The following is a 14,319-nucleotide window of genomic DNA, read 5'->3' as shown; positions in this document are numbered from 1 at the left end:
TAATTAAACAGGTTTATATTGTCGCGGTGGTTTTGTTATTCGTATTTTGAACGGTATGTACTTCCCTAAAATTTCTTTAATAAAGCCATGCTTTACTTAAGCCTCGCCTATGTTATTTTCAATTTAGTTTTAGCAACGAAGATAAGGAGGTGATCATATGTCTAGAGTTAAGGTATTTGAACAGGCAGCTATGAGTGAGGGTCGTTCTAGCTAACCCCTTTTACGCAATTGCTCTATAAGGCTGTCTATTCAGCCCAGCTCGGAAAGCCGCATCACGTTGCTGAATGCGGCTTTTTTCTATTTAGCTGGCTATTATTTGGCTATTTTTTGACAAGCAAGAGCGACTATGACAGCGTAGGATAAACAAATAATACAAAACTCGCGCCTGATAGCGGAAAAGGGAATTTCAAATGTATCAAAAGCTTGCCTGTGCTTTTATCGGCGCCTTACTTACTTTTAGCCTTAGCTTTCACGTAAACGCCAAAGTACGTGGCGAGGCCGTGGTTACAACAATAAAGTCAGAAGTTTTGAATGAGTCGCGAGAACTGCTTATTCACTTACCTAATAACTATTCCCACTACAAAAACACCACCTACCCAGTTTTATATTTACTAGATGGACAGCGTAATTTTGCCCATACCGTAGGCACGCTTGATCTGCTAAATCAGTCTGGAATGGCGCAGGAAATGATTGTTATCGGTATTGCCAACACCGAGCGCACGCGAGACTTCACACCTACCTATGATGAAAGCTACAACCAGTGGGGAATATCTGGTGGTGCCGAGAATTTTCTAGACTTTCTAGAAAAAGAACTAAAGCCTTACGTAAAGGCAAACTATCGCACCAATAACTACGCGATTGTTTCCGGGCATTCATTAAGCGCCCTTTTTACCTTATACGCACTGCAAGAGCGGCCTGAGCTGTTTCAAGCTTACTTCGCATTTAGCCCAAGTTTGTGGTGGCACGAAGAAGTGATATTTCCAGAGGCAAAAGCATTCTTTGCATCAAATAGCGACCTTAACAAATATCTATACATAAATATGGGTAACGAAGGTGGAAACATGCAAAGCGCATACGAACGTTACTCTGAACTACTAAATAGCAGCGAACGAAAAGGGTTTACCTTTGACACCGAGCTAGACACATCTGAAAGCCACAATACGACCGCGCTTGCTGGTATGAGCTTGGCGCTTCAAAAGCAGCTAAATTCGTTACGCCCAACAGGTGCAATAATACAAGAAGGTATTCCTGCGGTAGAGCAATACTATAAAGACCTTTCTGCAAAATACGCTTTTGAAGCAAAGCCAGAATATAAAGCCGTAAACCACGCGGGTTATGCGGCGCTAAACAAAGAAGACTTTGACTCTGCCATTTCAATTTTTAAGAAAAATATAGCTCGCTTCCCTAACAAGTCTGATGCCTACGACAGCCTGGCAGACGGTTATGAAGCTAACGGTGATTTAGCCATGGCACTTGAGATGCGAGAGAAAGCGCTGGCAATGAGCTATGAAGAAAACGTTGAGAATGGCGCTTATAAAACGCGGCTAGCTAACTTGCGAAAGAAGATTGCGAAAAGCACAAAGTCAAAAGAAGCCAATCTTTTAAAAACTGGACTGACAGAACGCATTCGAATTGAAGGGCAAGAGGTTGATTACCAATCTTTAGAACAAAGACAGGCGCATTATGATGTACCTGGTGTGTCTGTCGCGTTTATGAGAAATGGGCAACTAGCTTGGACCATGCAAAGCGGCGTTAAAGATTTAACTTCTGAATTGGCTGTTGATGAAAACACGGTGTTCCAAGCAGGCAGTATTTCTAAACCCGCATTTGCAGCAGTATTGATGAACTACCGCGAAGATAACCCACTAGATTTAGACGCAGATGTTAATACCTTACTCACCAGCTGGCAGTTACCTGAACATGAATGGACTGGGCAAGACGTTGTTTCATTGCGCAGATTGTTAAGCCACACGGCGGGCACCACAGTACATGGCTTCCCTGGTTACGCGGCGGGCAAACCAGTACCTAACTTGCAGCAAGTGCTAGAAGGGGCATTCCCCGCCAATACCGACGCTGTTGTTGTGGATACTCAACCCGGCACGCAAATGCGTTATTCCGGTGGCGGCACTACGCTTGCTCAACTTACCTTGCAAGACGTAGCCAACGAGCCCCTGCCAACCATGTCGCAACGGCTTTTGTTTAAACCTTTAGGCATGACCCGCTCTGGCTTCGACCAACCCATATCGAAAAAACTATCGAACAACATGGCTACGCCTTATGACGGCGACGGTGCGCCAATTAAGGGTGGCCCGCATACTTACGCTACGCTTGCAGCAGCAGGTATGTGGAGCACGCCATCAGACATGTTGAAACTGGCAAGCGGCGTACGCAGTGCGTATTTAGGGGAGAAAACCGACTGGATATCGCGAGCCACCGCACAGGAAATGTTGACCAACAATACATCAACCAATGAAGCACCTAATGTTGGCATCGGCTTTTTCATCAATATGGATGATAACGGTGAAATTTTAGGATTCGGTCACGGTGGCGCAGATGCTGGGTTCATGTCGCAGCTATACCTTGAACTAGATACCGGCAACGGCTACGCCATTATGACGAACGGCAACAACGGTAGGCAGCTAATAACTGAACTAGAAATACGCTTAAAAGAAGCGTTAAACGTAGGCTACTCGGAAGCTGAAGTTAGGAAGTTAGTACCCATAAGCCAAAAGGAATTAAGTAAATATATTGGAACCTATGTGGTGGCCAAGCCAGTTAACGTTGATGTGGTGCTAGAAAAAACAGCCAATGGCTTTGTGCTTAACGCCTTACCGTATGTTGAAAATGAAGAATATTTTCATGAGGGTGGCGGACGATTTTTTGCTAAGAATGGGAGTAGTGTTCGTTTTGAGACGGATGATGAAAGCGATGGCGGATTGGTTGAGGCGCTTGTGATGGATGGGAATATTCGAGGTGTAAAGGAATAGTAAGCGGTAAGACTGAGTGTTCTCGGAATGTTAGGCTTTTTTACCGCACTGGTATAAATAAAGTAATTCGACTTGTCGGATTGCGGCGAATATTCACGATCAACTTTGAACTAGTTCATTTTAATCTTCAAGCCCTTTCAATGAAGCAAAGTTTAAACCTGACCTTCAGTGTAAAATCATTTAAACCGGCCTCTTATCTAACATCATCGAATTCGATGACATAAGAAAAGCGCTAAAGCCTTAAAACAAAAAAGTCATTAAAACCTATAAATGATATAACACTAAAACCTATAGATAAGGATTGATAGCTGGGCAGTATCACAGTGATTGGTATCTCGCCTTATTTGGCCCAAGTGTGGCTGGTGGTATTATTAAGCAGTCGGACTTGGCTGGTTACCGGACAGGACCAGTCTATATTCGTCAATCTATGCATACTCCACCAAGTAGAGAAGCGGTTCGCGATATGATGCCAATACTCTTCGACCTGCTCGCAGAAGAGAAAAATGCAGCCGTCAGAGTGGTACTGGGGCACTTCATTTTCGTCTACATCCACCCTTACTTTGACGGCAATGGCAGAATGGGAAGGTTTGTTATGAATTTATTGATGGCGTCTGGTGGCTATCCATGGACAATTGTACCCGTCGAACGATGAGATGAATATATGCAAGTGTTGGAGGCTGCCAGCGTCAACCAAGATATCGTGCCTTTTACAAAGCTCTTGGCATCTTTGATTTAACCAATCTCAGTTTGGGAGAAGTGAACCACCTTTTGCCCTTGGTACACATAGTTATAAAACAATTAAGAGTCTAGAGAAATCTGGTCGATTCAACAATTAAAAATGTGAATACTTGCATAAAGGACCTAACAGCAAGTTTCACTTACTATATTTGGGCATATTGCATGTTCTGATTTCCCATTAACTCGTATAAGCCTTTTAGGCTGGCTTCGGATTCTGGATCATCCCAGCCTCTTAGCCACCTTATTTTTATACCCAAATACTGCGCCCAAGCTACAGCTTTTTTCATTTCTTTATATTTACCATTTTTAGCACATGATTCAATGTACTGGTTAACAAGTAGATACTGATTACGACCTGCACTATATTTTGCCTGATTAAAGGCTTTCTCATAGTAACCATATGACTTATCGAATGACTTATGAGTATAAAAGTAATTGGCATAACACCAATTTACTAACCAACTTAAGACATCATCAAGCCCAGTTTTCCTCAACCAGTTGTGATAATTATCAATGTCGCCCAAAGATGTAGGGTTCTTCTTTAATTCAAGGCCTACACAAAGTAGCTCAGGAAACTCAGATGGCATTCCTTTTACACTAGGTGTCATTCCTAGCAGAGTTAACACACCATGACCAGCAAATGTCCCAACATGAGCAATTACCAATTTTGATTTTTCTAATTCAGTTAAATTCGAAAAAGATTCATCAGTTATGTAACCCTGTAATAATCTAGAGCCGTATTCAGTAGATATTGCAAACTGTGCCCAATATTCAGATATTTCATAAAAATAAAGTTGATTAACATCGACTTCACTCATTAAGCCTATGGATTTTTCTACAGTCTTTAAGTGTTTTTCTAGCCTTAGATTGATACGTGATAGCCTACTAGACTGGCCTTGGACATGCTTCAGGCATTCGATCAAAAACTCACGCCCAAAGTTACGTTCTAGTTCTCTAAAACAATAAGCAGATACTCGCCCAATAAACAAAATTAGCTTTAATCGCTGTTTTTCTGATGCACTTACTATTCGTCTAGCAGGGTCATTTGATGTAGAGTCCAATAACGTTAGCGAATATTCCAAATTATCAAATAGCGAACTAATGGTCGGGATTTGATCGGTAGTGCTCCAGTGTTGGGCATTTTCTAAATTCTGACTTGCTCTGTAGTCCTCCAAGCTCTTATCTGGATAATGAAATGAAGACTGGCTAATAGACTAAGAGTCATAAATGAGTTGCCAGGCATGCCTTAATGGCCAACTGATTTTCTGTCCTTCAATATTAGGCAAAGCCCAGATTCTTAAGTCCGGTAGGCTCAGTTTCGATGCTGGTACATTTAGTCTTAAATAGTTCTTATAGAAAGAAAGCAAAACTCGATCTAAGACATACTGTTTTATAAACCACTTAGTCGATTTTTTCTTATCAAGATAAGTACCATCATCACCCAAAACTCCTTTGTATGTAGAGAGTAGATCTTCAACGGCTTCCAATACCATCCAAACAATTCTCTCTTCGCCTAATGCTTTTTCTAACAGGAGCTTAAGTGAATCTAGTAATTCGTCGAGCTTTCCATCAATTTTAGAGCTTTCATCAGCTAATCGCTTTAGCTTGGTTTGTAGTTTTTTCTTTTCGCTATCGCTTAAAATCGAACTACTTTTATCCTTTTGCGCTAAGAGCCCTGTAATATTAAAAATTTCTCGAACGTACTCACCGACGGTCGGAAATGTGGCTGTATTATTTTCCATTTATATAAAGGGCCTCAAGGGCCCATTCTTTATTACTTTTTGCCGCTTTTAGGAGCTGCATTACCTCGATCTCCACCTGATTTATTGCCTGTAGTAGATGGCCAGTTTCCACCAGGACCAGGGTGGCTAGAAGCAGGTTTAGATGAATTTGATTGTGCCATAATAATATCCTCAATAATTAATTAGTAATAAAGAAACAACAATTCTGCGTTGATTCGAACAAACTATAACTTTGCTATTGAGCTCTGACTTCAGGCATTTTGGAAACAAAAATGGTAATTAGTTTAAAAATTTGGAATTTGGGAATAGACCCCGAACTTTTCGTACTATTGATTCAATTAAAATGACAAAATTGAACAAATGTCTGTCGAAAACATGATAGAACACCTACTTAAAAGACAGGTATCACTCGTCACAGAGAATGAAGGCTTCAAGAGCAAAAATGCAAACTTAAAGGGGGAATTAGAGCCTTTAATAAAACTCAAAGAAAAATGTGAAAAGGCTCGACTCACTTTTGGTGTGTTGACAGTTGTTTTGTTGTTAGTTGTCTTGACATGGTTCAGGTTGACTTCCTAAGTATTGCGGATACGAGCACCAAAAGGATGCATTCTATTCCGCGCAATGGAATAGCTATGGTAAACATGATACTCGGTACAGGCTCAAGGCGCCCACCACCAACAACTTACTATTATTTCCTAAACCAAAGCAGAAAGCGCTAACCCGCTCTAAAAATGATGGCTCAGCTAGTGAAATTATTATTTTTTGACAGTGGACATTCGGGTTATTACTTCTGTGGTATCGAGGCGCCAAGAATACTACTCTTCAATGCAACGAGGTTTTCTTGGTAGTGGGAGAGAATCTCTTCTATTACCACTACGGCTTCGCCCGGTAACCCTTCACGTACCTTCTCTGCTTCGCTTTTTTTATCATTCAGCGTATTAAGTTTTGTCTCTAATATTTGGTAATTACTTAGAAGTTCTGAATTTGTCGTCTGGAATGTCTTTAAGTTACTTTCCGCAGTGGTAAGTGTATTTTTTACTTTTTGCATTTCTTCATTGGCATCTTTGTATTCTTGGAGCAATGTTTTCGTGGGATTATCACTTGCCGTTACTTCAGATTGCTTTGAGGTAAAAGCGTCTTCTGCTTCTCGAAATCGCACTCGTGCAGAGGCGATATTCTGCTGCCTGACATCGAGCTCTTCAAAATAGTTTGTCAACGCCTGTTTCTCTGCCTTCAAGGCTGATTCCGTCGACTGCACTTCACTTTCGAGACTTTTAATCTCGGCATCTTTGGCCTTAATGCGAGCTGCGTAGTCTTCGTAGGTAGATGCTATTCGCTTCCTAATCCGCTGTTCAATGTTGCTGCTTAAGTCATCCGTCTGCGTGCCTGTCGAACTACCAAATAACATACTCTGCGCTTGTTGCGTTGCTTGCTGCATGCCCGCCAAATTTCCTATCACATTTTCTGCCGTAGTCATGCCAGACGCTAATTTTGCCGCACTGGCTAATAGGTTGGTACCTACACTTTTGTACGCCTGTAACATTTCGCTGGGGTCATTGTCGTAGTTTTTTAGATTCCAGTTTCCAATATCGTCTTTCACAAATACCATACTGGTTTTGCCATTACCCTGGGCAAATGCTGTATTGATTTTGGACCAGTTGTTGTCGTTAATAAGCCTTTCAATCATGCGAGTTCTGCTTTGCACAGGCCATTGCCGACTTTTTCTCGGTGTGGCATCTAACCACTCGAAAAGGTTTAAATAATCTGTACCTTCAGATTCTCTTAAAAACACACTGGTGGGCAAGAATTCCGCTTTTGCTTCGCCTCGCTGTTGCCGCACAATTGCATCAGTGCGAGCAAGAATTTCGTTACCTAATTCAGCAACAGTCACCGCAGCTCTTGCAATGGCGATGCGAGTGCGTTTGGAATTCGGCAAAATAGCCACCTGCGTTGTTGCCCAATGCTCTGCCCCTTCCGTTAAAAGCTTACCAACATTGGCAATGCGAGTAAGGCAGTCTTCGGTGACGCCCAAGCTGTGCTCGTTACCCGTGACTGTTTTATTTGATTCACTTGGCGATGTAAGCAAGGTTTTTCTGCACTCCAGAATATTGTTTTTACCTTGATCAATCTGTGACACTCCTTTGTTATAAATATAATTAAGTACGCTAAGTACGTTGAGCTTTACATCCGCTAACTGGGGACAAATTTGATGAGGTTGATCTTCTTGTTTTGTGGGTATGGTGGTGTACTCGTACGGTTGTAAAAAGTCAAATTTGAGATGTTCGTCAGACCTATTGCTACTTGTAGGCTCTCGCTTTGTCGTCATCAAACTAAACCAATTGTGATCTTTCTCCGGGAAAATAGTAGAAAATAACCTGTCAACGGTTGCAGGGGCTTTATCTACTGATTCTAAAATATCTAATTCAGAATAGTAGTGTGCCGGAGCAGTACACTGCTTTATCATCTCATTCGGGTGCTCGGTACCAAATTCGCTTCGCGTACCGAAACAACCCAGTCTGCATTCGCTGACTTGAATCGCCCGGGTTATGTTTTCCAAAACATGGGCAGTGAGGTTGATTGTGCCTATCAACTCCGCCTTTTGCACTTCCAAGGTTTTGCTAAGTGGGCCGTCGTACACCTCCACATCTATTCGCATAGCCCCTGCAGCATGGACCATAACAGGAAAAAGTGACGCTGCAATTAAAGTGAACGCTTTCATAGTGCCTCTCCTTGGCAAGACAAACCAGTTGCGCTGACAACCTGGTTGTCATCGTGTAGCGTTGCTTCAACGGCTTTTGTCAGTTCACATAATGACGCTAACTGGTCACTATCCGCAGCCGCGTCAAGCAAATGCTTTTTCTGTGTCAACGCTTCTTTGGCTTCGCTCAGCCGTAATTCAGCCTCAACCACAGGTAGTAGTTGCGGCTCGTTCGCTTGGTGGGCGTTTAAAACTTGCTGTGATAACTGCTTGAGTACTTGTGTAATGGGTGAATTGTCAACGTACATGGCCATAATAAGCCTTTCGTCCTGGTCGAAGGTACGCCACCCTTCAGGCCCAAGTACCTGGAAGCCTTTGTGTTTGCGCATCTCGCAATTTATAGTCTCTGTTTGGTTTGCAAGCATTGCTTTTGTACCTAAAACTGAAGCTGAAGAAGATATTTCGACTCCTGTTGCTGCTTGCAATTTCGCATTCATTGCGGTGCGGATAGAGGCTAATACACCTCCATAGTTGTTATCGCCATTGAGATAACTATTTTCAGCCACTGCCGCAATCATAACGCCGCTTTGATCTATCAGCGCTTTTGCAACGTTATCTTTATTCGCGAGAAGAAGTAACTTTTTTCCATTATCAAAATCCAGCGAATCTGGAAGATTATCAACGCGACTTGGCAGCTGCGAAATGTAGGCCAGTATTGTATCAACTCTCTCTGATAACTTCTTTTTTAACGCCTCTCTATGCTCTGGCGTTAAATCTTTGAAGGTATCACCTGAATCTCCTTTTGCTAAATCCTTTAGCCAATCTAGCACCGAGGTAAAATCAGCGGTGACAACCGCCAGTTCTGTATTTTTTGTTTTGGCATCATCCACAAACACTTGAGCAAACTGTTCTGAAAAAGGCGTAGTGCCATCTGAGCCCGCGATATTCGATATGTCTTTGTTACTGACAAGAAATGTCGACAAGGCATTAACGTAAGCTTTTTCGTTAGCGTTAAAGTCCAGCTTTGGGGTTAACTGCCCTGTTATCATTGCATCCCACTTCGTTTTTGAATTTGGGGAGCTGAGAAAATTATCTGGTAACGAAGCAGAGTTAACAGCGCTATCCAAATTTTCCTTCATCTTTTGGATTACTTGGGCTTTTAACCATTCGAGAGACAATGTCTTAAGCTTCGCATTTAAGGCGTCTTTGTTTGCCTTAATCAGCGTCGCTCTTTTTTGAATCACTGCTTCTGCGAGGTTTTCTTTAAATGAGTTGTCGAGGGCACTTTTGCTTTTTAGAATGTCGCCGCTTAATGTTGTGTCAAACTTTGCTGCGTCTGCAATATCCCTTTCTTCAAGCACTTTTAACAATTCAACATGAACAAGGTTTTGTACGCCGGATTGCTCATCCACGAGTTTAAGGATTCTACTGTATTCTTTCTGTAGGCTTAGATACTCATCCCATGCTTGTGCTTTTTCTGCTTTTGCCTGGGTTTCGTTTTCAGATACATACCGATAGCGCTTAATATTTTCATCATAAATTACCGCTGCCCCTAGAGGGTCTATTTCCCAACTCTTCAAGCTTCCTGATTCGAATTTGATGTTATTCGTAGACGTGTTGGCTTTACCCGTCATGGTAAACCGATATAACCCATCTGATGCAGGCACATTCGGATGTTTGCCATCTTGCCCTTTGCAATAATCAAATACTCTAAAATAGTAAGTGGTCCTAAAAGCGACGTTTTTATCCTGAAACCTGGGGTCAGACCCTGTTCTGACGTGATGCTCTGGTGCAACACTACAACCGGCTAGCATAATAGTAGCAACGCTAATGGCAACTAGGGGCTTTGTTTGCTGCGCTAAACTGACTGTCTTTCTCATCATCCTTCCTTAGATTTCTAATAAATTAATACAACCCCACCGCTTTGCGTAGCACAGCTAAATGTTCATTATCTGAAGGTACTTCGGCACTCTTCCAGTAGGCCGTGTGGGTGAAACCATCTTTTATTTTTGAATAATCCAATGAAATCTCTTCAATGGGGGTTTTGGACATGTCGCTGGGGGGCATCATAGTGCCATTGGCCACATCAAACGCCTCAAAGCTATAGTTTAGGCTTACCGGCCCTGAGATAAGATCTCCTTTAATATAGCAGCCGTGTGGCATGTAAATATTCGTCCACTTCACTGCACCAAATACTGCGCCATGATGCAGGTAATATTCATCATCGCCTCCGTAATACCAGGCACCGTGTTCGGTGAGCGGCGGAGAAGTAGGCAGCTCTCTATCCAGCTTACGCTTTTCAAAGTTTTCCTGATTTTTATAAAGCAACACATCGGCATAAGTAAGTGGCGAACCCAGGGTGATAAAATCTGAAATCAGCCAGTTGTTCTCCGGGTCGTTTTCGATAAGAGAACTGAAAAGTTGTCGCTGCATTTGCCAGTACGTGTCAGCATCGAAAGCATCAGTGCCGCAGCTTTTGGCAAGTTCCGTTAACGCTTTACAATGCTCACGAGAAGCCTCGCTCAAGGGGGTAGGAATGTCGTCATGATCTTTAAATTTATTATGCCGTGCCCACATATGAGTAAGAATGTCATAGGCCACATAAGACCCTAAGCTATGACCCACAAGCACAATCCTGTCGTAATCACCGGTTTGATGAATACGCTCCAGTAACTCCACACCGCCCTGTCTGATAGCTTGGCGGATGGCAATATTGGCGGGCTTAGCTTGAATGTAACGAGCCACATCACCAAAATAATGGGTGAAGAAGCTGCGGGCTTTCGCTACAAGGAAAGCCCAGCCTGCACTGGCTGCTGTGACAAACGTCAGGGTTAAGCCCGACAGATCATCCGAACTGCTGAAAATGTCACGCCACCACAACGCTAGAAAAAAGCCAAAGACAATAAGTCCCCACAGGATAAACCAAAGTGGCTTTAGCGTATTGGCATGGTTGTCATAGCGACTGGGTAAACAGAAAAGTAACGCGCTGATCCAGCCCCAAAAATGCTCCCATTTAGTACCTACAGTTCGGTGCGCCCAGTAGTATTCAAAAAAGTCCGTACGCTGAACGGGTTCTTCTTTTCCGCTGGCTTGTGGCCTGTCTGTGGTAAGGCGTCTCTGCTCGAAGGATTCACTAACTGAACTGGGTTTGTTCCAAAAGTGTGGGTAGGTAAGGTTTGGATCCTGTTTCCAAACATGAGTAACAAATTCTCGAATGGTATCCATGGGGCGTTGTTCGCCCATACCGTGAATTACCACTACAGCCTGCTTTTTCGCACTATTTGCGCTAGCTGTTGATGTTGCCATTGCCTGTTCCCTTTAGCAGAGATTATCTTGCTCTAAGCAACTGGCAAGTACCGCACTTGATATTGAACAAATAATAACCAAACACTCTAGTATGTCAATCTAAAATCCGGAGTGGTTAGTATTTTACATCGATAACATCGACCTTAACTTTATATATGTTTTGCTATAATTTTTACAGCCTAGCATTGAACACTCCTCCCAAAGTACCATTTTATGACTCAATAATTTTATTAAACTCTCGCCTTTTCTGTTCAGATGTATGTCCTATAGACGTAATAATTCGTTTAAAAACTGGAATCTGCCCCTGAACCTGCTTAATGGGTAGAACAAAGTCGGTATCATCAATGCTTAAATGTTGCATTTTTTCAATCAAAGTTGTTAGTTTACCGTGTAGCCCCTCTCTTTCTAGCTTATCTTGGATACAAAGAAATTTCATAAAAAGAGTTGCAGTAAATGGCATGACTTCATTGTAGTGTGATTTTTCATTAACATTATTGTTGTGTGCTCTAAAATACTCAGATTCTATTAGAGCGGAAGGGAGGTATGTATCGAGAGCTAAATAATACATGACATCTGCATCTTTAAATGTCTCCTCTATTAAGTAATTAAATTTCTCATTCAACACTACATATTGTTCACTATCTTCATTTTCATTACTTTTAGGTAAAAAGTGGATCAGACCATAGGTTTCACAAATCTCGAGAGACTCTTTTACCAAATCATTGTCGTAGTCGAATAGAGTGCTAAGAATTGTTGTGCATTCGGACTCAAGAGCAGTACTTAGCCTTTTAAGAACTTGATAGATTCTTAGAAAGATAAAACCATTCCATTTATTTCCATTTGGTTTTGCAAAAAATATGTTGAAGTAAATACTACCTGGCTCTGCCGTTGCTATGCCTTCAGTTTTACTATCAGAAAATAAACGACCATTTAGAAATTTATTTCGTTTGTTCCAACTGTCTGGATTGATATAGTTCTCATGGTTTTCTTTTATTTTTCCATTTATCCCTGACACATATGCTAAAACTGATATTAAAGATAACCTGTTAAATAGAAAATCTCTTATATTATGGTTAATTGCTTGTCTTCGTCTTAACGAACTAGGATCTTCTTTGATTTGTTCCAACATAGTCGTGATCGCTTTACTTATAGAGCGGTAATGCGTTTCGTCGTGAAGGTTATTTAATAACCCAATTTTACGAATATATTTGAACCTTTCATTAGTTACTGCTTCGCAACAAGGAGTACGTAGAGTAGCGACAAAGGGTATAGAGTCTTTGTGATCCTGAAGAACATTGGGGTGTTTCTCTAACAATTCTTCGTAAGTTCTAGGTCTTAGCAAAACAACTGTATATACAGGAGAGTTCTTGGTATCCCTATATAATTGAGGGTGTAATTCCGAAAGGAACTTCTGATAAAGAAAGAAATTTCTTCGTTTGTTTATATCGACGTTATCACATCCATCAAAAAACAGTAACAACTGCCAATTCAGTGTATTGATCGATTCCAATAAAGCGTTATATAAATAACGCGCATTTTTAATTTGGCGGCGTGACTCATTTTGTTTAAATTGTGCATGTTTAATCCATTCATCGAGCAAAAAGCTCCTGCTAGAATCAGGGCCTTCGAAGCGAATAATATCTTCATTAGTTTTCTGTATCTGCTCATAGAGGCTAACATCAGTTAAGTAAGTGTGTTTTGCTTTTGCTACAATTCCAAATTCTCGGTCATTCCTTTTTATCAATTTTACTAATTCGTAAATTTCTTTCCTTTCGGAGTCGTTCGCGTGTTTACATATTGAGTAAACAATGAACAATTCTTTGTACTCACCAAGTGTTATCAAATTGTCAAGGCCACTGTCGCTTATCATCCAAGCATTGTATAGTTTATGGAGATCACATCTTAGCCAGATAATATTTTTCTCGTATAGTTCCTCATGATTTCGATAAAGGTATACAAGTGTACTTGCTGTTTTACCTGAACCCCGGTCGCCCTTAATAATGGCAGACACAGATTTCGTATTCAAAATTTGATTTACAGCTGCCTCTATTTTTACAATATTGCTACTGCCGTCGCTGTAATCAACATAAACACTATCTAGAAAGTAGTCTTCATTTGGAACGTAAGGAGAATTCACAAATAGTTTTTTAATATCTTGTAAAAAGCGGGATAATGTTGAATCTTTTGTATATGCGAAGTAGTCCTTTGCGAGTGAAATGTCATAACTTCCCAATAATGATTCTTTAATCTCCTCGTAATCCAAAGGATGTTTGAACGGGGAACTATTAAACTCTACATATTTGAGGATGTTGGCGCTTTCACTTGTTAACATATTATTAAATTTATCATTTAGTATCTTATAGTTCATTTTTATAAATCCTATTTCTAATTGAAGTCGCGAGAGCATCTATAGCTTTGACGGCCTTCCCTATGTCTTCTGTATTTTCCCTTGATGTAATTTTTTCACAGTAGTCTAAGATGCTGTCTATATTGCTAAGAAGACTAGAATGGATGAATGGTCTGTTTGCATGTAAAAAAATACGCAAATTACAAAGGACGTTTTGAGCTTTTGTTGCGACCTCTTCGTCTAATACAGATATGTTTTCGCTTGATACAGTTTTCCAAAGCTCTTGATAGACACTTAGTTCTCTGCTGAATCTTTCTTTGGTGAAATGGTCTCTCAGTTCTCTTCTTTTTAAGAACCAAACCTCTAAAACTTTTGGAAGGAAAACTTTTATAAGCGTTAACAGAATTAACGCTATAGAAGATAAAACAGCCGTAGTGTGTATAAGAAGCGAACTGCTATCCGACATTTTCTCAATCCATTGAAATAAAAGAACTGTACAAA

The 14,319-nt window shown here is 41.1% G+C and carries 10 protein-coding genes; 2 read left to right on the top strand and 8 right to left on the bottom strand.

Going from position 1 to position 14,319, the window contains the following annotated elements; translation table 11 throughout:
- Positions 1-410 precede the first annotated feature (410 nt).
- Together ACYX4N_RS07120 and ACYX4N_RS07115 are read left to right on the top strand one after the other, a co-directional pair.
- Positions 411-2,987, top strand: a complete 2,577-nt coding sequence (locus tag ACYX4N_RS07120) for a serine hydrolase (RefSeq protein WP_476056074.1) — start codon at positions 411-413, stop codon at positions 2,985-2,987.
- 301 nt (positions 2,988-3,288) lie between these two features.
- A complete protein-coding gene (locus ACYX4N_RS07115; RefSeq protein WP_476056073.1) occupies positions 3,289-3,639 on the top strand; it encodes a Fic family protein in 351 nt (116 codons plus the stop codon).
- Between the two features lie 229 nt (positions 3,640-3,868).
- On the opposite strand, the gene ACYX4N_RS07110 is transcribed toward ACYX4N_RS07115, so the two are convergent.
- From ACYX4N_RS07110 to ACYX4N_RS07075, 8 genes are all read right to left on the bottom strand, one after another.
- On the bottom strand, positions 3,869-4,900 hold the full coding sequence (locus ACYX4N_RS07110) for a hypothetical protein (protein WP_476056072.1): 1,032 nt from the start codon (positions 4,898-4,900) through the stop codon (positions 3,869-3,871).
- Positions 4,901-4,939: 39 nt separating this feature from the next.
- Positions 4,940-5,467: a hypothetical protein gene (locus ACYX4N_RS07105; protein ID WP_476056071.1), complete on the bottom strand. Its 528-nt coding sequence runs from the start codon at positions 5,465-5,467 to the stop codon at positions 4,940-4,942.
- 32 nt (positions 5,468-5,499) lie between these two features.
- On the bottom strand, positions 5,500-5,628 hold the full coding sequence (locus tag ACYX4N_RS07100) for a hypothetical protein (protein ID WP_257787239.1): 129 nt from the start codon (positions 5,626-5,628) through the stop codon (positions 5,500-5,502).
- A 623-nt stretch (positions 5,629-6,251) separates the two neighbouring features.
- Complete coding sequence (locus tag ACYX4N_RS07095; protein WP_476056070.1) at positions 6,252-8,186, bottom strand: hypothetical protein; 1,935 nt, start codon at positions 8,184-8,186, stop codon at positions 6,252-6,254.
- On the bottom strand, positions 8,183-10,045 hold the full coding sequence (locus ACYX4N_RS07090) for a hypothetical protein (RefSeq protein WP_476056069.1): 1,863 nt from the start codon (positions 10,043-10,045) through the stop codon (positions 8,183-8,185). The genes ACYX4N_RS07095 and ACYX4N_RS07090 overlap by 4 nt, the downstream gene beginning before the upstream one ends.
- Positions 10,046-10,070: 25 nt before the next feature.
- A complete protein-coding gene (locus ACYX4N_RS07085) occupies positions 10,071-11,471 on the bottom strand; it encodes a hypothetical protein (RefSeq protein ID WP_476056068.1) in 1,401 nt (466 codons plus the stop codon).
- A 211-nt stretch (positions 11,472-11,682) separates the two neighbouring features.
- Positions 11,683-13,839, bottom strand: a complete 2,157-nt coding sequence (locus ACYX4N_RS07080) for a hypothetical protein (protein ID WP_476056067.1) — start codon at positions 13,837-13,839, stop codon at positions 11,683-11,685.
- Positions 13,829-14,284: a hypothetical protein gene (locus tag ACYX4N_RS07075; protein ID WP_476056066.1), complete on the bottom strand. Its 456-nt coding sequence runs from the start codon at positions 14,282-14,284 to the stop codon at positions 13,829-13,831. The genes ACYX4N_RS07080 and ACYX4N_RS07075 overlap by 11 nt, the downstream gene beginning before the upstream one ends.
- Positions 14,285-14,319: the final 35 nt, after the last annotated feature.

The sequence above is a fragment of the Alteromonas sp. ABH4_452 genome, assembly GCF_056311825.1.
Note: the sequence above shows the minus strand (reverse complement) of the source record. Positions and strands in the feature narration are given on the sequence as shown.